This is a genomic window from Mucilaginibacter corticis, assembly GCF_007558865.1.
Lineage (GTDB): Bacteria > Bacteroidota > Bacteroidia > Sphingobacteriales > Sphingobacteriaceae > Mucilaginibacter > Mucilaginibacter corticis.
Map to the genome: position 1 here is coordinate 38,172 of NZ_VLPK01000002.1, position 23,127 is coordinate 61,298.

The following is a 23,127-nucleotide window of genomic DNA, read 5'->3' on the forward strand; positions in this document are numbered from 1 at the left end:
TGGATATTAATTAAAGCTCAAAAATAGAAATTTGCCCGACAATAGGAATTATATGTTTGGGTTTTTATCAGCCGGCGCTGCGGGCAACAAAATATAATAATATTATACCTGCCAGGCTTGTTATATACGAAATGACAGCAGGTTTGGTATATTCTTCAATATTTCTGCGGATGTTGAAGTAGTTATACACTGCCAGTAAGACAAGGGTGAGGAGGAAGAACCAGTTTGGTTTGGTAGTGAACATAAAAAGTACACAGCAAACCACATAGTTTGTAATAATTAGTAAAACGTATTTAGGCGTATTGTCATGGTTGCGCCTGCGCTTAAATATATCCTCAGATATCATTTAAATTATTTTACTTCCTCGTAATCCACAAATTCGCCTTCGTTATCAGGGAACTTGCCTTTGTTTTCTTTGGGTACGTAGTCAACTTTTATGCGGCCTGTCGGCTGCTCAGGTGGTCTGTTATAGTTTGTTTGTTGCTGTTGTTGCTGCTGTGCCTTGTTAACCACACTTTGAAAAAGCATAGGCAATGCCCAGCGCACAATAGCCCTTACGATATACAGTATCGCGATTACAATGAATATAAACCGGATCAACTCTTCCATCTTGTTAAATTCTCATTAAATTAAAGCGCACAAATATAATATTATAACGGCAAAAGTGCTTAGTTATGATTTGTACAATTATTATTAAGACAAATAATCGCGCCGTTTTGTTACATCAAAGAAATGTCATAACAAGTGACATTACATCTGTTAAAACTTCTCTTCCATCATCTTTTCTAAAGCAAACATTTCATCGCGCAGTTTGGCTGCCAGTAAGAAATTCATATCCTTGGCGGCAGCAAGCATGTCTTTTTTAGTATTGTCGATAGATTTTTTAAGATCTGCTTTTGACATGTATTGTACAATCGGGTCGGCAGCCATGGTGATCATATCAGTTTCTACATAAGCCTTTTGCACACCGCCCTCAAAGTCCATCACAGATGTTTGCTCAATAATTTCGGCCCTTGTTTTACCAACCGTAAGCGGTACAATGTTATGCTCGGTATTGTAAGCTATCTGCAGCTCGCGCCTGCGGGCGGTTTCGCTGATGGTGATCTCCATCGAGTCGGTAATTTTATCAGCATACATAATTACCCGCCCACGGTCGTTCCGCGCGGCACGGCCTATGGTTTGGATGAGTGAGCGTTCGCTGCGCAAAAAGCCTTCTTTATCGGCATCCAAGATAGCCACCAATGATACCTCGGGTAGGTCCAACCCTTCACGTAATAAGTTGATCCCTATCAGCACATCAAATACGCCTAAACGCAGGTCACGCAGTATCTCAACCCGTTGCAGGGTTTTTACCTCCGAGTGGATATAGCGGCATTTAATGCCAAGCCTGTCCATGTATTTAGCCAGTTCTTCGGCCATGCGTTTGGTTAGGGTGGTCACCAATACACGGTCGCCCATTTTTACGGTTTTATCAACTTCGTCCAGCAGGTCATCCACCTGGTTAATTACGGGCCTAACCTCAATAACCGGGTCAAGCAGGCCGGTAGGGCGGATCACCTGTTCAACTACCACACCGCCCGATTTTTCTAATTCAAAGTCGGCAGGCGTAGCGCTTACATAAATGGTCTGCGGTGCAAGGCGTTCAAACTCCTGGAAGTTCAGCGGCCTGTTGTCCATAGCAGCAGGCAGGCGGAAACCATAATCAACCAATGAGATCTTGCGCGAACGGTCACCACCATACATAGCCCTGATCTGCGGAACGGTTACGTGGCTTTCGTCAATCACCATCAGGTAATCGTCAGGAAAATAATCAAGCAAACAGAAAGGCCTTGCACCAGGGGCACGCCCGTCAAAAAAGCGTGAGTAATTTTCTATCCCCGAGCAATAACCTAACTCGCGGATCATTTCCAGGTCGTAATTAACCCTTTCCTCAAGGCGTTTGGCTTCAAGGAAACGGCCGTCGTCAATAAATTGCTTTTTACGCGTTTCCAGCTCTTCCTGTATGGCCCAAATGGATTGGGTGAAACGCTCGCGCGGGGCAACGTATAGGTTGGCAGGGTAAAGCACCATATGCGTCATCTTCTCCAGTGTTTTACCAGTGCCAATATCGAATGTGCTTAGTTCTTCAATGTCATCGCCAAAAAAAGAAATGCGGTAGGCGTGGTCCATGTAAGCCGGGAAGATATCTACCGTATCACCTTTAACACGGAAGGTGCCGCGTTTAAAATCGGCCGTAGTACGCGAATACAGGATCTCTACCAAGCGATGCAAAAAAGCATTGCGGCTGATACGGGTACCCACCGCGAATTTAAATACCGAATTGGCAAAATCCTCGGGGTTACCCATACCGTAGATACACGATATTGATGATACCACGATCACATCCCTACGGCCGCTCATTAGTGCAGACGTAGTGCGTAAACGCAGTTTTTCAATCTCCTCGTTTATCTGCAGGTCTTTTTCTATGTAGGTATTGGTAGTTGGTATAAAAGCTTCGGGCTGGTAATAATCGTAATAGGATACAAAGTAGTTCACCGCGTTTTCGGGGAAGAATTGCTTAAACTCGCCATACAATTGCGCGGCCAGCGTTTTGTTGTGGCTTAAAACCAGTGTAGGTTTTTGCGTTTGTTGGATAACGTTGGCAATGCTAAATGTTTTACCCGAGCCGGTAACACCCAACAGGGTTTGATAATTGTCGCCATTGTTTACACCTTCAACCAGCTGCCTGATGGCTTCGGGCTGGTCGCCGGTGGGTTTATATTGAGATGTTAAGTTAAAATCCATTAGTAAATGTAAAAATACGGATTAGTGATTAGTTAATTAGAGGTTAGCCATTAGTTTTTACAATGCGTTAACCAAAACAAAATTAGTGCCGTTGCTGACAACCCTATGTCAGCAGGTTTACGTAATTAGGTTATGTGGCCTGATAATTTTAATTTACCCTGATTAAACCATTTGGCACATATGACATCAAAACCATTAACCCCAAAAGCTAAATCTATGATCTTCGTCCTGAACAAAACCAATACGGTAGCCAATAGTTTTTTAGCCGAAATGCGCGATGTTAACGTGCAGCAGGATAAACAGCGTTTCAGGCGTAACCAGGAGAAATTGGGCGAGATATTAGCTTACGAGATCAGTAAGACATTTAAATTTAATCCCGAAGAGATCCAAACGCCATTGGGTACCTGCACACTGCAACTGCCGGTAGAGTCTCCCGTATTAGGCACTATACTTCGCGCGGGGCTGCCTTTTCACCAGGGATTTTTAAATTACTTTGATCAGTCCGAATCGGCATTTATTACCGCTTACCGCAAAGTTAGGCGCACCGGCGATTTTGTGATCAGGATAGACCATATTGCTACCCCGAACCTTGACGGTAAGACACTGATATTATGCGATACCATGCTGGCCACCGGCCAAAGCCTGGTTGATGTATGCAAGGAATTAATGGCCACCTACAAAATTGCCAGCCTGCATATTGCCGCGGTAATTGCCAGTACAGAAGGCATACAACACGTACGCGCCAACCTGCCAAAGGCGAAGATTTGGGTATGCGCGGTAGATGAAGAAATGACCAGCAAATCGTACATCGTACCCGGTTTGGGTGATGCGGGGGATCTGGCATATGGCGAAAAGGCTTAATAATGTACATGTCGAACGTTTTCTATAGCGATGGGTTTTAAACCCATCGCTATACGTTACGAAACATTTACCTTTGCTGGAAGCTATGAAACCATACAACCACATCTTCTTCGATCTCGATCATACCATTTGGGACTTTGACAAGAATGCCGAAGAAGCACTGCATGAACTGTATATAAGCCACCGTTTAAATGATATCGGCTTAACCTCTGCGGATGTATTTATCGAGACTTATACCCAAAATAACCACCGCCTTTGGCGAGAATACCATATGGGCAACATCAGCAAAGAAACATTGCGCGAAGCGCGTTTTAAACAAACCTTTTTAGACCTTGGCGTACACCCTGATGTGATACCAAATGGTTTTGAAGACGCTTACGTGCAGCTTTGCCCTACAAAAACCAACCTGTTCCCCAACGCGCACGAAACATTGGCTTACCTGCAGTCAAAGTATACGCTGCACCTGATCTCTAACGGGTTTAAAGAGTCGCAGGATATTAAGATCAGCGGGACAGGTATCGGCAAGTATTTTACACATGTCATAATATCAGAAATTGTAGGCGTTAACAAACCCGACAAAGCCATATTTGAATATGCCGTTAACCTGGCGGGTACTACCAAACACCAAAGCCTGATGATAGGCGATAGCCTTGAGGCCGATGTATTGGGAGCGCTTAACTACGGTATGGATGCTATTTACTTTAATCCATTCAACGCCCCAAAGCCTGACGAGGTTAAGGTGCAGATAAGTGGCCTGAAAGAGCTAACTTTATTGCTGTAAGTTTGTTATATCAGCATGAAAATACCCCCCACACGCAAAGCCATTGATGAAGCGCTGGATACCTACCGGGCCTTGCTGGATACTATTCCCGATGATCAGTTCGATATTACCCCGCGCGATGGCAGTTGGTCGTACGCCGAGGTTTACTCGCACATTTTGCAGGCTACAATTGGTTCAACTATAGCTGCCGAACGTTGCGCTAACGGTACCTGCGGATCAACCAGGGAGGGCTTGACCCTGGTTGGCCGTTTGGCGCTTTCGTTAAATTACATGCCCAAAGTAAAAGCCACTGCCGAAGGCGCGAAGATCCCTGTAAAAAAACTGACGAAGGAAGAAGCGCGTAACCTGCTTATAAAATGCCGCGGCCGGTTAGATACCATCACCGATAAGATAAAAGATGCGCCCCCTCACAGCAAGTTTAAACATTCGCGTTTTGGGATGATGAACGCCGCGCAATGGTTTAAATTTATACTGGTCCATTTAAAGCATCATTTGCGGCAGGTAGACAGGATCAGCAGTAAACTTGCGTAAGTTTTTATCGCCTTCAAATTAAGAAAACGTTCTGTTTAGTTTAATTTTAAGTAGCTCATTTTCAGTACAAAATGTGGAATAAGGGCGTAATGTGTATAAATAAATAACCCCCGCCAATGAAACCTTTTACATTTAATGCAGTCTTAACCTTAAAATAACGTTGTTTGGCGACGTTTGTACAAATACATTAGGTTATGCATTTTGAGTACGGATATATGGTTGTAATAATTCTCCTGTTTTTGGTAGGGGTATTTTATTTGAGTCCATATGAACTTACAGTTAATGAAGAGGAAAGCGAAGATTAATCGTTTATCTCTAAATACGCCCTTAATTATTACCGGTAAAATTGCCGGACGGAACATTATCCCCCAAAACTTTCATGGCAAAACGCGAGGTTGATATTGTAATTATATCTGATGTGCATTTGGGTACTTATGGCTGTCATGCCAAAGAGTTGCTTAAATATTTAAAAAGCATTAAACCCAAAATGCTGATCCTGAACGGCGATATCATTGATATCTGGCAGTTCAGCAAATCATACTGGCCTGAGGCGCACATGAAAGTGGTGCGCCGCATCATGAAGTTTATTACCGAAGGTATCCCTGTATATTACCTTACCGGTAACCATGACGAAATGTTGCGCAAATTTGCCGATTTTGATCTGGGGTCTTTTAAATTACAAAATAAGGTAGTGCTGAATATTGACGGTAAAAAAGCCTGGATCTTTCATGGCGATGTGTTTGATGTTACTATGCAGCACTCAAAATGGCTGGCCAAACTGGGCGCGGTAGGTTATGATACATTGATATTATTAAACAGCCTGACCAACTGGTTTTTAACCACAATGGGCAGGCAAAAAATGAGCTTCTCGCAAAAAGTGAAAGCTAAGTTTAAGGATGCCGTAAAATTTATTAACCAGTTTGAGCAAACCGCTGCCGACCTTGCCGTAGCAAAGGAATACCAATACGTAATATGCGGGCACATTCACCACGCAGAAATACGGGAAATGACCGCCACCGACGCGCCAGGTACGGTATTGTACTTAAATAGCGGTGACTGGGTAGAAAGCCTTACCGCGCTGGAGTATAACGACAAGAAATGGGAGATCTTTAAATATGACCCTGCCAAGTTCAATACCGATGTGGACGAGGACGATAAGACCGATGCCGAAGACCTTGATGCTAAACTGGATGTGAATTTGTTGCTGGAAAGGTTTAAGCAGGAAGCGTCTTAGACTGTCATTCTTCTGTGCCAATTTTATCGATCAACCGGCTGGCTGAAACAGTTACAGGGATCTTTCGCTCGTTGAGGTTGTTTACAAAAGCTTGCCAGGTTTTTAAATCCAAACTTGCAGCTCTAAAACCCATTGAATTTTTGTCATCATGGTATATTTTTAAAGCTGCATCTGCAGTCGCTCTATAATTAGTACCTGCCAATTCAATACCAGTAATTTCACTTATATTGTACTTGATATTTACAAAGGGCAGTAAATAGTTTTTTACAATCAGTTTATCGGTAGTCAGCTCAAAATAAAAGGCTTCGTTTGCAGTGAAAATAAAGAAAACGAAAAAGAACGCGATGCCAACATTCAGGCTTCTGCCTGCCATTATAAGTACAGAAAAGGCTATCAAAAATAAAAAAACGCCATTGTTAGCATTTAGAAGTTTGTTGCCGCTATAAATCATATTTAAAAGTTTTGTGAATATAGTATTTATCCATCTAATGTTGTTTCTTGCTTTTACAATGTAATATTTGCCGTGTGTTTTTAAAAGCCTTTATCTTTATTAACTTGCTGCCGCTATTTCTATGAAAATCTTATACGCCATACAAGGAACAGGGAACGGGCATATCAGCCGTGCACGTGAGATCGTTCCGTTACTGCAAAAGTATGGCGAGTTGGACCTGCTGGTAAGCGGTACCGAGGCCGAGGTTACTTTGTCGCAACCTCTTAAATACAGGTTTCACGGGTTTAGTTTTGTGTTTGGCAGTAATGGCGGGGTAGATAAATGGGCTACCTACAAGATCATGAACCTGCGCCAATTATGGCACGATATGCATAGCCTGCCCCTGGATGATTACGACCTGATCATTAATGATTTTGAACCGGTTAGTGCCTGGGCCTGCAAACTGCAAAAAAGGCAATCGGTATCGTTAAGTCATCAATGCGCGTTCGTGTCGCCCAATACGCCGCGCCCCGGCAAATGGAACTATGGCGAGTGGCTGCTTAAATATTATTCGCCCACCACATACCATGTTGGGTTTCATTTTGAGCGCTACGCGGACTTTATCCATACCCCTGTTATCCGCAGCGAGATCCGCAACCTGCAAACTACCAATCTTGGTCATTACACGGTTTACTTGCCTGCCTACGATGACAAGAAGCTGGCCAAATACCTCAACATGACCACCGATGTGCAGTGGCATGTATTCTCCAAGCGTCAAAAGACCGCTTATACTGATGGTAATGTTCAGGTGATCCCGGTAAATAATGAAGGGTTCAACATCAGCCTGGCCAGTTGCGACGGTTTGCTTACCGGCGGCGGGTTTGAAGGCCCTGCCGAAGCGCTGTTCCTGCAAAAAAAGGTAATGATGATCCCCATGTCGGGCCAGTACGAGCAGCAATGTAACGCCCTTGCCGCCTCAAAACTGGGTGTCCCGGTATTGCATGCCATAGACGACAACTTTGTAAAGCACCTTAACAGCTGGATAAAAAGCGAGGACAGGGTATGGGTTGATTTCCCGGATCATACCGCGCAGATAGTGCATGATATGGTGAAGAAGTATGCGAGGTGATATTTTAATCAGAGATTGAGGTTTTAATTAATGTGGTGCAAGATTTGGTAAGCAGCCCGCTCTTGGCCGCGGAGGCCTTTTACTTTTTGCTTGATCAAAAAGTAACAAAAAATCAAGTCAGCAAATAGGCTTCTTTTCGCTCATGGCTTTTGCCCTGCAGTCCAGGTAAAACCTCGGGCCGCGCCTCTTTTGCCCCGCTATCGCACCCACATAGCCCCACGCTTCAGCAAAACCTGCGAATGCCCGTTCCTGCGCACAAAGCCATCATTGTTTTACCTTCCCTCACCTGAAGCTTTTTTGCTGACATTTCGGTATAGCCAATGATTTCGTATTTGTAAAAAATCTCAAAAAAAGAGCAAAGGCCTGCAGAAAAGCGCGGGCCTGGGTGTTTTGCCTGTGGGCGGAAGGATCTTTTCGGCTTGATGTTTGGTTACTTTGCATCTAAGGTAAAGTAACTGGCCTTAGCGGCCAAGAGCGTCACCAAGCGATTAGAAACAAGCATCTTAAGGAGTAGACTACTTATCACCAGTTCCATTACAGCATATCAGACCCGATATTTCCACCCAACAACACCCTCACCTTTTTTATTTAATAATCGTATTATTGAATAATGAAACGATTATTTGCCAACCTAACCTTCCAGGTTCTGATAGCTATTGTACTGGGTGTTATTGTAGGCTTGTACTGTAAGCCATTTGCCCCGATCGCGCAGATGATCAGCAAGATCTTTATCAGTTTAATTACTATGCTGATAGGCCCCATTATCTTCTTCACCATTGTGCTGGGTATAGCCGGCATGAGCGATATGAAAAAGGTGGGCAGGGTAGGTGGTAAGGCGTTGTTATATTTTGAGATCGTTACTACGTTTGCCCTGATAATTGGTGTAACCGTAGCCAACATCGTAAAACCCGGCGATGGCTTTGTAAGCACCGTAAAAGCCGATGCCGCTAAACTGGCTGTCTATCAAAAGGCCGCTTCCGAAATGCATTGGGGCGATTTTATAGCGCATATCGTCCCCGCCAACGCTATTGATGCTTTTGCCAAAGGCGATATTTTACAGATCTTATTCTTCGCCATACTGTTTGGTTTCGGCTTAAGCCGGATGGGAGATAGTGGTAAGGTGGTGGTCGACCTGTTTGAGAAATTCTCGAAAGTGTTCTTCAATATCATGCGTATCGTAATGAAGGTAGCTCCCATAGGCGCTTTCGGCGGGATGGCGTATACCATCAGCACTTACGGGATAAAAACCCTGCAACCGCTGGCGCTGTTAATGGCATCGGTATATATTACCATGTTCCTCTTTATCTTCGTGGTACTGAATATTATTTGCCGTATTTACAAGTTCAGCCTGTGGCAATATTTAAAACATGTTAAGGAAGAAATACTGATCGTACTGGGAACGTCCTCGTCCGAGTCAGTCTTGCCCGGCATGATGGAGAAGCTGGAGAAGTTTGGCTGCTCGCGCTCGGTGGTCGGTTTGGTTATCCCGGCAGGGTATTCTTTTAACCTGGATGGCACTACAATATATCTGTCCATGTCGGTGATATTTCTGGCACAGGTGTTTCATATTCCGCTGTCTATCGAGCAGCAATTAAGCATCATTGCCATCCTGATGGTTACCTCAAAAGGTGCAGCAGGTGTAACAGGCAGCGGTTTTATTGTGCTTACGTCAACGCTGGCAGCCATAAAGGTGATCCCGATTGAGGGCGTAGCGATATTGCTGGGAGTAGACCGTTTTATGTCAGAAGCCAGGGCTATCACCAATGTTATAGGTAACGGGGTTGCAACTATTGTGATCGCGAAGAGTGAAGGGGAGTTTGTAGTGTCAGAAGTTAGAAGTTAATTTAAAGTTAATTGTATGGAGTATTTTGAGGAGATAAATAGTTTTTGGGGTATTTATATAACCAATATAGGTGAAGCTAAAGATAACGAAGTAACTATAAAAATAAGTCAGGCTATAAATGGAGATTTGATACCTAAAGAATACAGTATCCGTTTTGAATCTTATGCGTCTTATGCAGTTATTAATGAAATTTATACCAATACCGATTCGAACGATTATGAAGAATGGGTAGGAAGACTATTTTGTATTTATTCAAAATCTAATTATTTAGATTATATACGTAAAGATGCAAATGCAGAAGGATACCATAATTTTGAAAGGCAGTTAAAGCATTATGCATTTTATTGCTTAAACCATATTGTTCATGTGGCAACATTTAACGAACCAGTTATCACAAAAAATTAAATTTATTATAACATCAGAACGTAGATGATTAGGGACTAAACCGTCTGTTGCCCAAACCCATATCAATATCCTGCAGATTGTCCCCTTATTATCGTTTGATGAGGCTAATTGCCGCTAAGGCTGTTACATTTGGCTTCATGAAAAGAGTGACAAAAAGGTTAAGCCAACCCAATCCGCGGCAATTGAGCGGGACGATGCTGACAGTATGCACTACAGCAGGTAAGAGCTAATAAAAATTAAACAAAAGAGCCCAACCACTTTTGCTTTTGGTGGCGCTGTTTTGTCAGTGATTCTGTCCCATTTTGCCTCGATAATTTTTAACAAAATCTAATAATCAGCAATTTAAATAAAAAAACTGTCCCACTTGTCCCACCTGTCTCACATGCTCGTGGGACAAATCTCTTATAAATAAATACATAAAAGCCTTTTAGCTTTCACCTTTTACCTTAAATCGTATCTTTGCGGATTATCGCATCATCGCAATGAAGATATCCTATAATTGGCTCAAAGAATTTATTAATACTGATAAAACTCCCGACGAGATCTCGACCATATTAACTGGTACCGGTTTAGAGGTTGAAAGCGTGGAGAAAGTACAGGCTATACCGGGGGGCTTAGAAGGCCTGGTAATTGGCTACGTTAAAGAAACCGACCAGCACCCCAATGCCGACCGCCTGAAAGTTACCAAAGTTGATGTTGGCGGCGCATCCGACCTGCAAATTGTTTGCGGCGCGGCAAATGTCGCCGCAGGCCAAAAGGTTGTGGTGGCAACGGTAGGCACAACGGTGCACCCCGTAACCGGCGAACCGTTCCTGATCAAAGAATCAAAGATCCGTGGCGAGGTGTCGCAGGGTATGATCTGCGCCGAGGACGAGATAGGCCTGGGCACCGACCATGCCGGCATTATGGTTTTGGCCGATGATGCTAAAGTAGGCACGCTGGCTAAAGACTACTTCAACGTATCTGACGATTACATGTACGAGATAGGCTTAACCCCTAACCGCGCCGATGCGGTATCGCACTTGGGTACTGCACGTGATATTGCCGCTTTCTTAAAGATTGGCGTTACCAAACCGGATGTATCTGGATTCAAGATAGACAATACGAGCCGCCATATGGAGGTGGTTGTTGAAAATGAAGCAGCCGCTCCGCGCTATGCAGGACTAACCATTTCTGGTATTGAGGTTAAAGAATCGCCGAAATGGTTAAAAGAACGCCTGGCGGTGATAGGTGTGCGGTCGATCAATAACGTGGTTGATGCTACCAACTATGTACTACATGACCTGGGCCAGCCCCTGCACGCTTTCGATGCGGACACCATCAGCGGCAATAAGGTAATTGTTAAAAACGCGGTTGAGGGTACATTGTTCAAAACCCTTGACGATGTAGAGCGCAAGCTATCTGCTGACGACCTGATGATCTGCGACGCCGAAAAGCCAATGGTTATTGCCGGCGTGTTTGGCGGTATCGATTCGGGTGTTAAGGCTGATACTAAAAATATCTTCCTGGAGAGCGCTTACTTTAACGCGGTATCTGTACGTAAAACAGCCAAAAGGCATGGTTTGAAGACAGATTCATCATTCCGTTTTGAACGTGGTACTGACCCTGATATGGTGATCTTCGCGCTGAAGCGCGCGGCCTTGCTGATCAAAGAAATTGCCGGCGGTGAGATCTCGTCAGACATCACCGACTTGTACCCTAACCCGGTAGCGCCGTTTGATGTTGATTTGAAATATCATAACGTTCACCGTTTGATAGGGCAGGTGATTCCGCATGAAGAGATCAAAAACATTATCAAAGCGCTGGATATCCATATCGTCAGTGAATCTGCCGATGGCCTGATCCTGAAAGTGCCGCCATACCGGGTTGATGTGACCCGCGATGTGGACGTGATCGAGGAGATCCTGCGGATATACGGCTATAATAATATCTATATTCCAACACAGGTACGTGCATCGCTTAGTGCGTCGCCAAGGCCTGAGAAAGATACTGTACAGAACCTGTTAAGCGACCTGTTAACCGCTAATGGTTTTAATGAGATCATGTCTAACTCGCTTACCAAATCGGCTTACTCAGATAAGCTGGAATCGGCAGTTAAAATATTGAACCCGCTTAGTTCTGACCTTGACGTAATGCGCCAGACCATGCTGTATTCGGGGCTTGAAGCTATTACTTACAACCAGAACCGTCAGAACGCGGATATCAAGTTTTACGAGTTCGGCAAGGTGTATAGCGTGACCGATGATAAATACACAGAGAGCCAGCGCTTCGCTATTTTTATGAGCGGCGCCACCGCATCGGCACAATGGAACCAGAAGGCCACAGCCGCCACTTTTTATAATTTAAAGGCAATAATCGACGGTATCCTGCAAAAGATCAACATTACCGATATAACGGTTGAAGACGCTACCTGCAAAAAACTGGCTTATGGTTTAAACTATATCAAGAACGGCAAGGTACTGGTGAAATTTGGCGCCGTTGCCAAAGATGCGTTGAAAAAGGCCGATGTAGACAAAGAAGTTTTCTACGCCGACTTCAGTTTCGACCAGTTAATGCAGATCGTTAAAAAGAACAAGATCGTTTATCAGGACATCTCTAAGTTCCCGGCCGTAAGGCGCGACCTGTCCATGCTGATAGATAAAGCCGTTTCGTTTGGCCAGTTAAAACAGATAGCGCAACGTACAGAACGCAAGCTACTAAAAGAAGTAAATGTATTTGATGTGTACGAAGGCGACAAACTGCCGGCCGGTAAAAAATCATACGCGCTAAGCTTTATTATCCAGGATGCAGAAAAAACGCTGACCGACAAAACGATAGATGCCATCATGCAAAAATTAATTTATAACTTAGAGAAAGAAGCGGGAGCGGAGATAAGGAAGTAATTACTGAATGAGTGATTTATTGAATTACTGATTTAAAAGGTAAAAGTTCAATAATTCATTAATTCAATAAATCAATAATTAAAACGAATGAGCACAGCAAGTCAGTTAAACAACGTAATCGATAAAACCCGGCGTTTGATCGAGCTTTGTGCTGCTTTGCAGGAAGAGAATGACCTGCTGAAACTCGAAAATGAAAGTTTAGTTGTCGCTTTAAATGCGAGTAAGAATAAGACAAAAGAGCTTGACGAAAAGATGCGTGCGGTGAAGCTGGCCAAGTCTTTTTCTGAAACAAATGAAAAAAGTGTTGACATTAAACAAAAAATTAACGAATTTGTGCAGGAAATAGATAAGTGCATTGTATTATTGAAAAAATAATACGTAAAGTGAACAAGCTCAAATGGGAGAAATCTCAATAAAAATAAATATTGCTGATAGAGTTTACCCCTTAAAGGTAAATATGGAAGAGGAAGAAATAATACGCAGGGCAGCGAAGTTGATAAACGACCGTATAAAAGAATACCAGGAAAATTACGCGGTCAGGGATAAACAGGATCTGTTGGCAATGAGCGTGTTGCATTACGCTACATCGTCATTAAAAGCAGAGAAGAAAGTTACGGTTGAGGACTCAGAAGTAGCAGACAAAGTTTATCAGTTAGATCATTTATTGTCCGATTTTTTTTCAAAATAGTAATAACGTTCTTTACACATAACAGAGCCAATTAAGATTTAACCGCGGTTGAATTTTATGTTTCACTATTAAAAACTTAACACTTCAATATCTACGGATCAGGGAGGCATGCGTTACTCGTAAAAAAGTTTAACGGTAACCCATGATTCTAAATATCTGTAACGAAGTTTTTAAAATACATGTAACGTAAAGTTGAGTCGCGGTTTTTTTATTATATACCTAACACAATAACCTAATACAAAATGAATGCAATATTATATGTAATAATCGGGCTGCTTGCGGGCATCCCGACGGGGATCGTCATTGGGCGTTTCCTGCTGCGTAAGCTGTTTAAAGACCAGGAAGCCCATGCGCAAAATAAAGTAAAAAAGATCCTGAAAGATGCTGAGAACGATGCCGAGATACTAAGAAAAAACAAATTGCTTGAGGCTAAAGAGCGCTTTTTACAAATGAAAGCCGAGCATGAGCAGGAAGTAAACACCCGTAATAACGAGGTTACCCAACGCGAAAATGGCGTTAAACAAAAAGAACAATCTTACAATTCAAAGTTAGAGAACCTGTCGCGTAAAGAAGGCGAGCTGGATAAAGCAAAACAAAACCTGGAGCGCCAGTCGGATATTTTAGTTAAAAAGCAGGAAGAAGTTGAGGCTTTGAAGGTGCAGCACGTAACCCAGTTGGAAAGCATTGCAGGCCTTTCGGCCGAGGATGCCAAGAACCAGTTGGTAGATAACCTGCGTGAAGATGCCCGTTCAAAAGCCATGGCACAGATCAAAGACATTGTAGACGAGGCCAAGCTTACCGCTACCAAAGAGGCTAAGAAAATAGTTATCCAAACCATTCAGCGTACCGCTACAGAAAGCGCTATCGAGAACACGGTTTCTATTTTCAACATCGAGAATGACGAGATAAAGGGCCGCATCATTGGTCGCGAAGGACGTAACATCCGCGCGCTGGAAGCAGCTACCGGTATCGAGATCATAGTGGATGACACGCCCGAAGCCATCATCCTTTCAGGCTTTGACCCGGTACGCCGCGAAATTGCCCGTTTAGCCATGCACCGTTTGGTGACCGACGGACGGATCCACCCGGCACGTATCGAAGAGATCGTGGCCAAAACCAAGAAACAAATAGAAGAAGAAATAGTAGAGATAGGCGAGCGTACTGTGATAGACTTAGGCATCACCGGTTTGCACCCTGAGTTGATCCGTATGGTTGGCCGGATGCGTTACCGCTCATCATACGGGCAAAACCTGCTGCAGCACTCGCGCGAGGTAGCTAACTTCTGTGCCACTATGGCTGCCGAATTAGGACTGAACGTAAAATTGGCCAAACGTGCCGGCTTACTGCATGATATTGGTAAAGTGCCTGATGATAACCCTGAACTGCCTCACGCTATTTTGGGTATGCAGTTAGCGGAAAAATATAAAGAACATCCTGAAGTTTGTAACGCCATTGGCGCTCACCACGACGAGGTTGAAATGACCTCTATGCTATCGCCGATCATACAGGTTTGTGACGCCATATCAGGCGCGCGCCCCGGTGCACGCCGCGAGGTAGTTGAAAGCTACATCAAACGTTTAAAAGAGCTGGAAGAATTGGCATTGTCATATCCGGGTGTTGAGAAAACATTTGCAATACAGGCCGGCCGCGAATTGCGTGTTGTGGTTGAAAGCGAGAAGATCAGCGACGCGCAATCTGAAGTGCTTGCTGCCGATATTTCAAACCGCATCCAAACAGAAATGACCTATCCGGGCCAGATCAAAGTAACCGTTATCAGGGAAACCCGGTCGGTAGCGTTTGCTAAGTAATAAAAAGATAAGACAGGAGCGGTGTCATCCTGAGCTTGTCGAAGGATAAGAGCGTAGGCCTTACGCTCACTCTTATCCTTCGACAAGCTCAGAATGACACCCTTTTTTTAAACAGTACAGTGAAAAAGCCACAACCCCAAACAGTAAAGCGCCCTATCGATATTGTAATTGATGAGTACGACAGCTTTCACCAAAAGCCAAGCAACCGTATTGTCAATTACATCTGTGTTCCGCTGATTGTATTTAGCGTGGTTGGCTTTGTATGGTCGCTGCCTTTTCCGCAGTTAAAGTTTTTGGGACCGTACATCAGCTTCTTAAATTGGGCCTCGTTTTTAATAGCTTTTACCATTTACTATTACATGAAGCTGTCACCCATTCTGTCATACATTATGCTGCTGATACTATTTGGACTAGTATATATAGTTATTCAGGTACAAACGGCAGAGAGATCAGGTACGTTATTGCCACAGGTGTGCGTATTTATATTTGTAATGGCTAACATAGCCCAATTTATAGGCTATCGTATTGAAGGTAAAAAGCCCACCTTTGCCAACGAGTTTAAATTTATGCTGACCGCACCAGTGTGGTTGTTAGGTTTGGTAATGAAGAAGGTTGGGGTTAAATATTAGTCAGACTTATCGCTTGGTAGCGCTCAATTGCCGCTAAGGCTGTTACTTTTTTCGCTATTGTTTTGTTTTTAAGGTGCTCAAGAAGGCTACGCCGTATGGCTTGATCCAAAAGTAACCAAAAGATCAAGTCAGGCCGATCGCTGCCACCACCCGAGGGCCAGACTCCCGGCCGCGCGCCCTGACTGGCCTTTGCGCTTCTTTTTTTAATTTTTGTACAATACGAAATTATTGTCGAAAGCGGAACCGTCAGACGAAAAGCTTCGGGTGAAAGCAGGTAAAACAAGTTGGGCCGTGCGGCTGCAAGGGCATTGGTAATTTTGCCCGAAGCGGCAGCCTGTGCGACAACAGGCGGCAAAAGGACCGGGCCATTGGTTTTACCTGATTTGCAGGGCAAAGGCTATGTGCGGCAAAGAAGCCTATCGGCTGACTTGATTTTTGGTTCTTTTCATCAAGGAAAAGAACAAAGCCTACCCGCGGCGATTGAGCGGGACAATTTTGTATTAATGAATGCTTTTGTGTTAACCTTTATTTGCGAGACCCCAACAACCGTCTACAAATTCTTCCCTAACTTATCCAAAGTATCCTGCGGAACATTCTCCAAATCCAGCACTAAAAATCCATCCAGTGCGTCAGAAAATTTAGGGTCGATATTAAAGCTGATGATCTTGGCATTAAGGGCAATGTACTGGCGCAGTAGTACCGGCACTTTCATGTTGTGGGTTTCGATCTGCGATATCATCTGGTCCAGTGCCTTGAAGCTGTCTTCGCCGCTCATCAGCAGGTCAGAATCGATACTTGAAAAATCAACTTTGAACTTTTTACGCGGCTTTACAAACTGCGCCATTTCATGGTCAAAGTGGTTACGGTTAATGTAATCAACAATAAGCGATTTAGAAAACTTAGAAAACGTATTGCTGATGCTTACCGGCCCTATCAGGTATTGGTAACGCGGATTATCAATGAGATATTTCAAGATCCCTTTCCACAATAAAAACAGGGGCAGGGGTTTTTGCTGGTATTCCTTACGGATCCATGAGCGGCCCAGTTCCAGGCTTTTCCTTAACACCGGCGAAAATTGTTCTTTGATTTTAAATAGCTCGGCAATGTAAAAACCGTCTTTACCCAGGCTGTAAAATATCTCATCGCCAAGGCCAATGCGGTATGCGCCAACGATCATCTTAGCTTCGGTATCCCATATAAACAGGTGGTGATAATAAATATCATACTCGTCCAGGTCGGTAGCCATATTGGTACCCTCACCAATTTCTCGGAAGGTCACTTCTCTTAATCGGCCAATCTCGCGGATTACGTTTGGAATAACAGAAGTAGGTACAATAAATACCTCATAGTTTTTCTCAACCCAAACGGTATAATCATGGCGCAGGCCTGCAACCTCTTTTTCAAGAACCGCTGTGGGTATCGCCGGAACTATCTCCTGTTGCTTTTTTTTTATTTTAAAAAGGCTGCGCGGGCTAAAGATTTTCTTTTCTTCTTCCAATCCCGACCCTAAGGCATAGGTGCGTGCCCTTAAATAGTTAAGCAGCTTGGCGCTGTTGGTATTATCGGGGATATCCTCCACCTTAATTGGTTTGCCAATTCGCAGCCTGATGGTTTGTCCCTGCTTGTTAAACAACTCCGACGGTAATTTGGCCGTGCGCAACGCGGGGTGGATCAGGCTGAGCAGGTTAAACAGCAAGCCGTTGTTGCCGTGAAAGTAAATAGGTACCACGGGCACCTTTGCCTTGGCGATGATCTTGCCCACTACCGGGTGCCACATGCGGTCGGTAATTTCCTGTTTATCCAGTTTAAAGGTAGATACTTCGCCGGCAGGGAAGATCCCTATGGGCGTACCTTCAGCAAGTAATTGCAGGGTGCTTTTTAACCCGCTTATGCTTGATGAATGCTCGATATTTTCGAATGGGTTAACGGCTATAAAAAAATCACTCAGGTTGGGGATTTTTTTCAGCAGGAAGTTGGCCATCAACTTGGCATCCGGGCGTGCCATTAACAACATCTTTAATAATACCATGCCCTCAATACCACCATATGGGTGGTTGGCTATGGCTATGAAACTGCCTTCGGCAGGTATGTTTTTTAATTCTTTTTCGTCAAACTCAACCTCAACGCCGCAGCCCTGTAAAATAGCATCAATAAACTCAATACCTTGTTTGGGCTGTGCCTGCGCAAAAAGTTCATTCACCTGGTTTATTTTCATCAGGTCCATCAGGAAAGAAGCAAGGCCCGGCAATTTTAATCTGTCAAGTTTAGTAGCCTTCGCAAATTCTTCAGTGGTTATAATCTTCATTTAGCAAGTAGCGTATATGGGGGTAAATATCTTCTAAATTTATTAATTTAAAGCCGAATTTAATCAATCCATGAAATCGCGACTAAAAAATTACCTCTCCATCACAAAAAAAGAGTGGAACGGGATGGTAATATTACTCATCATCCTCATGATAGTATTAGCCGCGCCTTATGTGTATCAACAGGCACATAAAGATAATGTTATTGATTTTAAGGATTTTGATAAGGATGTGGCCCTGCTCAATAAGGCAAAAGGTAACAGTGCCTCAGAGTACATAGAAAATGATAAACTTGCTGATACTAAAATTGCCAAGCCTGTTCTGTTTATGTTTGACCCTAACAATCTGCCTGCCGAACAATGGAAACAATTAGGCCTGAGCGAACGGCAGATCAGCATTATTAAACATTACGAAGCCAAAGGCGGCCATTTCAGCAAAAAAGAAGATGTGCAAAAGATCTACGGCATAACCGCTGAGGATTATAAGCGTATTGAACCTTATATCAATATCCCCGGCAAAGCTTACACATCAAACAAAATAGCAGCGGGCGAGGTGATAGAACTGAACAGTGCCGACTCTGCCAAACTAACCCGCATAAGGGGGATTGGCCCGGCTTTCGCTGATCGGATAATTCAATACCGGCAGCGGCTGGGCGGGTTTTTAAACAAAGAACAGCTAAAAGAAGTTTACGGGATAGATACTGCTAAATACCACGAGATAAATGGCCAGGTAAGTGTTAATGCGGCGCGGATAACTAAGATCAATATCAACGATGTAGACTTTGAAGGGCTGCGCAAGTTTCCTTACCTTACCAATAAACAAACCAATGCTATTATTCAGTACAAGCAGCAGCACGGCAATTACCGTAACATTGCCGATATGAAGAACATAGTGATATTGGATGATGTAATTTTACATAAAATTGAACCCTATATAAGTTTTAAATGATCGAGGAACAGATAAAGGCAGCGGTACGCGATATACCGGATTTCCCGAAACCGGGTATAATATTTAAAGATATTACCACCATATTAAAAGATCCTGCCTTGTGCAGAGATATTGTGGATGCCTTTGCCGAACGGTTGCAGGGGATGCGAATTGATGCCATAGCCGGGATAGAAAGCCGCGGCTTTTTATTCGGGTTGACGCTGGCAACTAAACTGGGTGTTCCGTTTGTACCGGTGCGCAAGGCCGGCAAGCTGCCTTATACCATAAAGCAAAAAGCCTATAAATTAGAGTATGGCACCGCGGTAATTGAAATGCATACCGACGCGTTTGAACCGGGTCAGCATATATTATTACATGACGATCTGCTGGCCACCGGCGGCACGGTAACTGCTGCCAGCGAATTGATCAAAGAACTGGGCGGCGTAGTATGCGGTTTTAGCTTTGTTGTAGGATTAGGATTTTTAAACGGCAAAGAACGCATAGCGCCGATAAGCGATAAAATAATTGTATTGGCGGAGTATTAGCCGCAACACTAGTAAAGTCAGTTATGAAAACATTAAGCCTTATTACAATATTTATAATTATCGCGTCAAGCAGCATCGCCCAAAAGTATGTCCCCACCACAACTACCTTAAACGGCAAGGTAATGTTTGGCTACCAGGGCTGGCAGGCTACACCTAATGACGGATCGGGCAATAACGTTTGGCGGCATTTGTTTAACGGCAAGCCCGACGCCAAAAATGCCGACTTCGACGTATGGCCCGATATGCACGAATACCCTGCCGATGTTACTGAAGCTACGAATATGAGCTACCCGGACGGCTCGCCGGCTAAATTATATTCGGCTTATAAGTACGGGGCGGTCGACCTGCATTTTAAATGGATGATGGAGCATGACCTGGATGGTGTTTTCGAACAGCGCTTTGTTACCGATGTGCAGTCGCGCGGGGGTAAGCGCCACTTTAACCAGGTAGTGCGCAACGTAAAAATGGCCAGCGAAAAATACAAGCGTGTTTACTGCATCATGTACGATATATCGGGCGCGGGCCCAAACTGGAAAAAGGAACTGATGGCAGACTGGATGTTCCTGGTCGATTCATCGCAGGTAACCACCGGCAAGTCATACCTGCACCATAACGGCAAACCCTTGCTGTCCATCTGGGGATTGGGTTTTGACCATACCAAACCTTTTGCATCGGTAACGCAGGCTGATTCATTGCTGGATTGGTTCCACAAAAACGCGCCGAAAAAATACCAGGCTACCATTATGGGCGGCATCAATGATACCTGGCTTACCCATACCGACGACTGGAAAGCCATTTATAATAAAATGGATATCATAAGCCCGTGGGCTGTAGGGCGTTTTGGCGACGACAAAGGCGCGGATAAATTTCGCGACCGCGCCATAGTCCCTGATAAAGCTTATTGCGATGCGCACAAGGTTGCCTACATGCCGGTGATCTTCCCCGGGTTTTCGTGGTATAATTTAAGGCACGGCAAAAGCCCCTTCAACCAGATCCCGAGACGTGGCGGCGATTTTTACTGGCACCAATCTTACAACGCTATTAATGCCGGGGTAAACATGGTTTACATTGCCATGTATGACGAAATTGACGAAGGTACCGCCATGTACAAGGCCGCTCCAACGGCTGCCGAACGCCCGGCCAATGAAAAGTTTTTGTCGTTAGACCAGGACGGCATAGCCTTGCCATCTGACTGGTATTTGCAATTGGCAAGGGCCACCAGCGAAATTTTAAGGGGCAACGCTAAGAATAGTGTTGAAATACCAGCAGAGTTGAAGAGGTAAAAACTATATTGCTGGTGAATTTAGATTTTTAAAGTAATGAATAAGAACGACTTCAGTATTGGTGATAGAGTTTTTTTATTAAATGATTTAATTGAACGCTTTAAGTTTAAAGTTTACACAATTGAATCAAAATGGCAAAGCGGTTTAACAGAACTCGGTAAAATAAACTCATATTTTTTAGCTGATAATGTAAATCGATACTATGATAATGACTTGGTTTTAGTAAAAAGCTTTCCAGAAGCCACAATATATCTTACTGATGGAGAATATTCGATTTTAAAAAGACATATCGCAGATGATTTGTATTTAAATGAGAAAATTAAATTGGAATATATAAACGATGCGCCTATATTAAGAACAGCTTTTAACTATGAAGATATTCATGAAGTATTAAGATTAGGAATGGGAATTGGGGAAATCTTGAATACTAATAAGTCTGAAATTGAAGAACTGAATAAAATTAGTTATGAAGGTAGGGCTGTCAATAAACAAGAGGTATATGAAGCCAATAAAAGATGGAATCAAGATCAAGATAGGTCAGAAAATATCGATGAAGATTATAACCAAAACGGAGATCGTAAAGATGATCCATATAACCACAATAATTGGGAAGGACATTGCGACTAACTATGTTTCTCGACGTTAGTCGGGATTTATAATCCTCGCATGGCGCAAGTCTTAGCGCAATGGTCAATAGCCTGGCCTGACTTGTGATCTTTTCGTAAAATATTTTTTATTACCGCTCGCTCCAATAAATCACTTTAAATCAACTAAACCTATTATCTGTACCGGATACCAAAATGGTCCTTTTTTACGGTGATTGGAGAGGAAACTATTGACCGATTTTTATCGTTATTTTAGTATATACCAATTATAAAATATGGATTCTTTGTTAACAGATATATCTGCCGGATACGATTTTTCGTCAGACGATAACCAGGCGATGGTTGGCCAAATGGCCAGGGATTTTGCCGAAAAAGAGATCCGTCCGCATGTAATGGAATGGGACGAAGCACAGATCTTTCCTGTCGACCTGTTTAAAAAATTAGGTGAACAGGGTATGATGGGCGTACTGGTTCCTGAAGAATACGGCGGCTCGGGCTTTGGTTACGCCGAATATGTAACCGTTATTGTTGAGATAGCAAAAGTATGCGGCTCGATAGGTTTATCGGTAGCGGCCCATAACTCGCTTTGCACCGGGCATATCCTGGCGTTTGGTAACGAAGAGCAAAAACATAAATGGCTGCCAAAGCTGGCAACTGCCGAGTGGATAGGCGCCTGGGGATTAACCGAAGCCAATACCGGGTCGGACGCGTTGGGGATGGAAACTACCGCCGTTTTAGATGGCGACCATTATGTGGTGAATGGATCAAAAAACTGGATCACCCATGGTAAATCAAGTAATGTGGCTGTAGTAATGGTCAGGACAGGGGCTAAAGGCGACTCACACGGCATCTCTGCCCTGGTAATTGAAAAGGGGACCGCCGGATTTACGCATGGCAAAAAAGAGAACAAGCTGGGCATGCGCGCCTCTGAAACTACTGAACTGGTTTTTGATAACTGCCGCGTACCCAAAGAGAATTTGCTGGGGCAGGAAGGGCATGGTTTCGCGCAGGCTATGACCGTTCTGGATGGCGGGCGCATTTCTATCGCCGCGCTGTCATTGGGAATTGCCAAGGGCGCTTTTGAGGCTGCGGTTACTTATGCCAAACAGCGCAGGCAATTTGGGCAGGCTATTGCCAATTTCCAGGGCATCTCATTTAAACTGGCAGATATGGCTACCGAAATTGAGGCTGCCGAACTGCTGGTCATGCAGGCTGCCGATCTGAAAAACCGCCATCAGCCGGTTACCCGGCAATCAGCCATGGCAAAATATTTCGCGTCAGAAGTGGCTGTACGTACCGCTACAGAAGCTATACAGATCTTCGGGGGATATGGCTATACCAAAGATTTCCCGGTTGAGAAATACTACCGCGATGCCAAGTTGTGTACTATAGGCGAGGGAACATCAGAGATCCAGAAGATCGTTATCAGCAGGGAAATATTGAAGTAAGGTAATTAGAT

The 23,127-nt window shown here is 43.9% G+C and carries 23 protein-coding genes; 17 read left to right on the top strand and 6 right to left on the bottom strand.

Annotated features, from left to right (window positions below; translation table 11 throughout):
- Positions 1-67 precede the first annotated feature (67 nt).
- The 3 genes from FO440_RS10810 to uvrB all read right to left on the bottom strand — a co-directional run bounded on the left by FO440_RS10810 (position 68) and on the right by uvrB (position 2,784).
- A complete protein-coding gene (locus FO440_RS10810; RefSeq protein ID WP_144248285.1) occupies positions 68-346 on the bottom strand; it encodes a hypothetical protein in 279 nt (92 codons plus the stop codon).
- Between the two features lie 5 nt (positions 347-351).
- Positions 352-609 carry a DUF4834 family protein gene (locus FO440_RS10815; protein WP_144248286.1) on the bottom strand — a complete coding sequence of 86 codons (258 nt, stop codon included), beginning with the start codon at positions 607-609 and terminating at the stop codon, positions 352-354.
- Between the two features lie 150 nt (positions 610-759).
- Positions 760-2,784 carry an excinuclease ABC subunit UvrB gene (gene uvrB / locus FO440_RS10820; RefSeq protein ID WP_144248287.1) on the bottom strand — a complete coding sequence of 675 codons (2,025 nt, stop codon included), beginning with the start codon at positions 2,782-2,784 and terminating at the stop codon, positions 760-762.
- Between the two features lie 216 nt (positions 2,785-3,000).
- Between uvrB and upp the strand changes: the two genes are divergently transcribed.
- From upp to FO440_RS10840, 4 genes are all read left to right on the top strand, one after another.
- The gene (gene upp / locus FO440_RS10825; RefSeq protein WP_144249130.1) at positions 3,001-3,645 is read left to right on the top strand and encodes a uracil phosphoribosyltransferase; all 645 of its coding nucleotides are present in this window, start codon (positions 3,001-3,003) and stop codon (positions 3,643-3,645) included.
- Between the two features lie 85 nt (positions 3,646-3,730).
- A complete protein-coding gene (locus FO440_RS10830; protein ID WP_144248288.1) occupies positions 3,731-4,426 on the top strand; it encodes a YjjG family noncanonical pyrimidine nucleotidase in 696 nt (231 codons plus the stop codon).
- Positions 4,427-4,441: 15 nt separating this feature from the next.
- Positions 4,442-4,957 (top strand): DinB family protein, encoded by a 516-nt coding sequence (locus FO440_RS10835; protein ID WP_144248289.1) that lies wholly within the window; start codon positions 4,442-4,444, stop codon positions 4,955-4,957.
- Positions 4,958-5,336: 379 nt separating this feature from the next.
- The gene (locus FO440_RS10840) at positions 5,337-6,191 is read left to right on the top strand and encodes a UDP-2,3-diacylglucosamine diphosphatase (protein WP_144248290.1); all 855 of its coding nucleotides are present in this window, start codon (positions 5,337-5,339) and stop codon (positions 6,189-6,191) included.
- 4 nt (positions 6,192-6,195) lie between these two features.
- Here FO440_RS10840 and FO440_RS10845 read toward each other — a convergent pair whose 3' ends face one another.
- Positions 6,196-6,564 carry a hypothetical protein gene (locus FO440_RS10845; protein WP_144248291.1) on the bottom strand — a complete coding sequence of 123 codons (369 nt, stop codon included), beginning with the start codon at positions 6,562-6,564 and terminating at the stop codon, positions 6,196-6,198.
- Positions 6,565-6,763: 199 nt separating this feature from the next.
- On the opposite strand from FO440_RS10845, the gene FO440_RS10850 reads away from it, so the two are divergent.
- The 8 genes from FO440_RS10850 (at position 6,764) to FO440_RS10885 (ending at position 16,005) form a co-directional block, all read left to right on the top strand.
- On the top strand, positions 6,764-7,750 hold the full coding sequence (locus tag FO440_RS10850) for a glycosyltransferase family protein (RefSeq protein WP_144248292.1): 987 nt from the start codon (positions 6,764-6,766) through the stop codon (positions 7,748-7,750).
- A 610-nt stretch (positions 7,751-8,360) separates the two neighbouring features.
- Positions 8,361-9,593, top strand: coding sequence for a C4-dicarboxylate transporter DctA (dctA, locus tag FO440_RS10855; protein ID WP_144248293.1), 1,233 nt, complete (start codon positions 8,361-8,363; stop codon positions 9,591-9,593).
- A 15-nt stretch (positions 9,594-9,608) separates the two neighbouring features.
- Positions 9,609-9,998: a hypothetical protein gene (locus tag FO440_RS10860; protein WP_144248294.1), complete on the top strand. Its 390-nt coding sequence runs from the start codon at positions 9,609-9,611 to the stop codon at positions 9,996-9,998.
- A 482-nt stretch (positions 9,999-10,480) separates the two neighbouring features.
- Positions 10,481-12,880, top strand: a complete 2,400-nt coding sequence (gene pheT / locus FO440_RS10865; RefSeq protein WP_144248295.1) for a phenylalanine--tRNA ligase subunit beta — start codon at positions 10,481-10,483, stop codon at positions 12,878-12,880.
- A gap of 87 nt (positions 12,881-12,967) precedes the next feature.
- The gene (locus FO440_RS10870; RefSeq protein WP_144248296.1) at positions 12,968-13,255 is read left to right on the top strand and encodes a hypothetical protein; all 288 of its coding nucleotides are present in this window, start codon (positions 12,968-12,970) and stop codon (positions 13,253-13,255) included.
- Between the two features lie 22 nt (positions 13,256-13,277).
- Positions 13,278-13,568, top strand: coding sequence for a cell division protein ZapA (locus FO440_RS10875; protein ID WP_144248297.1), 291 nt, complete (start codon positions 13,278-13,280; stop codon positions 13,566-13,568).
- Positions 13,569-13,810: 242 nt separating this feature from the next.
- Positions 13,811-15,376, top strand: coding sequence for a ribonuclease Y (gene rny / locus FO440_RS10880; protein ID WP_144248298.1), 1,566 nt, complete (start codon positions 13,811-13,813; stop codon positions 15,374-15,376).
- 119 nt (positions 15,377-15,495) lie between these two features.
- Positions 15,496-16,005 (top strand): Mpo1 family 2-hydroxy fatty acid dioxygenase, encoded by a 510-nt coding sequence (locus tag FO440_RS10885; protein WP_144248299.1) that lies wholly within the window; start codon positions 15,496-15,498, stop codon positions 16,003-16,005.
- Here FO440_RS10885 and FO440_RS10890 read toward each other — a convergent pair.
- Positions 15,995-16,399, bottom strand: coding sequence for a hypothetical protein (locus tag FO440_RS10890; RefSeq protein WP_144248300.1), 405 nt, complete (start codon positions 16,397-16,399; stop codon positions 15,995-15,997). The two genes, FO440_RS10885 and FO440_RS10890, sit on opposite strands and share 11 nt — an antisense overlap.
- A 156-nt stretch (positions 16,400-16,555) precedes the next feature.
- Positions 16,556-18,310 (bottom strand): lysophospholipid acyltransferase family protein, encoded by a 1,755-nt coding sequence (locus tag FO440_RS10895; RefSeq protein ID WP_144248301.1) that lies wholly within the window; start codon positions 18,308-18,310, stop codon positions 16,556-16,558.
- Positions 18,311-18,380: 70 nt separating this feature from the next.
- On the opposite strand from FO440_RS10895, the gene FO440_RS10900 reads away from it, so the two are divergent.
- The 5 genes from FO440_RS10900 to FO440_RS10920 all read left to right on the top strand — a co-directional run bounded on the left by FO440_RS10900 (position 18,381) and on the right by FO440_RS10920 (position 23,116).
- Positions 18,381-19,256, top strand: coding sequence for a ComEA family DNA-binding protein (locus tag FO440_RS10900; protein ID WP_144248302.1), 876 nt, complete (start codon positions 18,381-18,383; stop codon positions 19,254-19,256).
- Complete coding sequence (locus FO440_RS10905) at positions 19,253-19,780, top strand: adenine phosphoribosyltransferase (protein ID WP_144248303.1); 528 nt, start codon at positions 19,253-19,255, stop codon at positions 19,778-19,780. The genes FO440_RS10900 and FO440_RS10905 overlap by 4 nt, the downstream gene beginning before the upstream one ends.
- Before the next feature lie 23 nt (positions 19,781-19,803).
- Positions 19,804-21,063, top strand: a complete 1,260-nt coding sequence (locus tag FO440_RS10910; protein WP_144248304.1) for a glycoside hydrolase family 71/99-like protein — start codon at positions 19,804-19,806, stop codon at positions 21,061-21,063.
- Positions 21,064-21,099: 36 nt separating this feature from the next.
- The gene (locus tag FO440_RS10915) at positions 21,100-21,690 is read left to right on the top strand and encodes a hypothetical protein (protein ID WP_144248305.1); all 591 of its coding nucleotides are present in this window, start codon (positions 21,100-21,102) and stop codon (positions 21,688-21,690) included.
- 253 nt (positions 21,691-21,943) lie between these two features.
- The gene (locus FO440_RS10920; protein ID WP_144248306.1) at positions 21,944-23,116 is read left to right on the top strand and encodes an acyl-CoA dehydrogenase; all 1,173 of its coding nucleotides are present in this window, start codon (positions 21,944-21,946) and stop codon (positions 23,114-23,116) included.
- The last annotated feature ends 11 nt before the right edge of the window (positions 23,117-23,127 follow it).

Excerpts from the sequence above, each read along its gene's own strand:
- dctA (WP_144248293.1), top strand. The coding sequence starts at position 8,361 with ATGAAACGATTATTTGCCAACCTAACCTTCCAGGTTCTGATAGCTATT.
- FO440_RS10835 (WP_144248289.1), top strand. The coding sequence starts at position 4,442 with ATGAAAATACCCCCCACACGCAAAGCCATTGATGAAGCGCTGGATACC.
- FO440_RS10900 (WP_144248302.1), top strand. The coding sequence starts at position 18,381 with ATGAAATCGCGACTAAAAAATTACCTCTCCATCACAAAAAAAGAGTGG.
- FO440_RS10815 (WP_144248286.1), bottom strand. The coding sequence starts at position 609 with ATGGAAGAGTTGATCCGGTTTATATTCATTGTAATCGCGATACTGTAT.
- FO440_RS10910 (WP_144248304.1), top strand. The coding sequence starts at position 19,804 with ATGAAAACATTAAGCCTTATTACAATATTTATAATTATCGCGTCAAGC.
- FO440_RS10850 (WP_144248292.1), top strand. The coding sequence starts at position 6,764 with ATGAAAATCTTATACGCCATACAAGGAACAGGGAACGGGCATATCAGC.
- FO440_RS10810 (WP_144248285.1), bottom strand. The coding sequence starts at position 346 with ATGATATCTGAGGATATATTTAAGCGCAGGCGCAACCATGACAATACG.
- FO440_RS10905 (WP_144248303.1), top strand. The coding sequence starts at position 19,253 with ATGATCGAGGAACAGATAAAGGCAGCGGTACGCGATATACCGGATTTC.
- uvrB (WP_144248287.1), bottom strand. The coding sequence starts at position 2,784 with ATGGATTTTAACTTAACATCTCAATATAAACCCACCGGCGACCAGCCC.
- FO440_RS10860 (WP_144248294.1), top strand. The coding sequence starts at position 9,609 with ATGGAGTATTTTGAGGAGATAAATAGTTTTTGGGGTATTTATATAACC.
- FO440_RS10920 (WP_144248306.1), top strand. The coding sequence starts at position 21,944 with ATGGATTCTTTGTTAACAGATATATCTGCCGGATACGATTTTTCGTCA.
- FO440_RS10845 (WP_144248291.1), bottom strand. The coding sequence starts at position 6,564 with ATGGCAGGCAGAAGCCTGAATGTTGGCATCGCGTTCTTTTTCGTTTTC.
- FO440_RS10875 (WP_144248297.1), top strand. The coding sequence starts at position 13,278 with ATGGGAGAAATCTCAATAAAAATAAATATTGCTGATAGAGTTTACCCC.
- upp (WP_144249130.1), top strand. The coding sequence starts at position 3,001 with ATGATCTTCGTCCTGAACAAAACCAATACGGTAGCCAATAGTTTTTTA.
- FO440_RS10830 (WP_144248288.1), top strand. The coding sequence starts at position 3,731 with ATGAAACCATACAACCACATCTTCTTCGATCTCGATCATACCATTTGG.
- pheT (WP_144248295.1), top strand. The coding sequence starts at position 10,481 with ATGAAGATATCCTATAATTGGCTCAAAGAATTTATTAATACTGATAAA.
- FO440_RS10895 (WP_144248301.1), bottom strand. The coding sequence starts at position 18,310 with ATGAAGATTATAACCACTGAAGAATTTGCGAAGGCTACTAAACTTGAC.
- FO440_RS10840 (WP_144248290.1), top strand. The coding sequence starts at position 5,337 with ATGGCAAAACGCGAGGTTGATATTGTAATTATATCTGATGTGCATTTG.
- rny (WP_144248298.1), top strand. The coding sequence starts at position 13,811 with ATGAATGCAATATTATATGTAATAATCGGGCTGCTTGCGGGCATCCCG.
- FO440_RS10915 (WP_144248305.1), top strand. The coding sequence starts at position 21,100 with ATGAATAAGAACGACTTCAGTATTGGTGATAGAGTTTTTTTATTAAAT.
- FO440_RS10870 (WP_144248296.1), top strand. The coding sequence starts at position 12,968 with ATGAGCACAGCAAGTCAGTTAAACAACGTAATCGATAAAACCCGGCGT.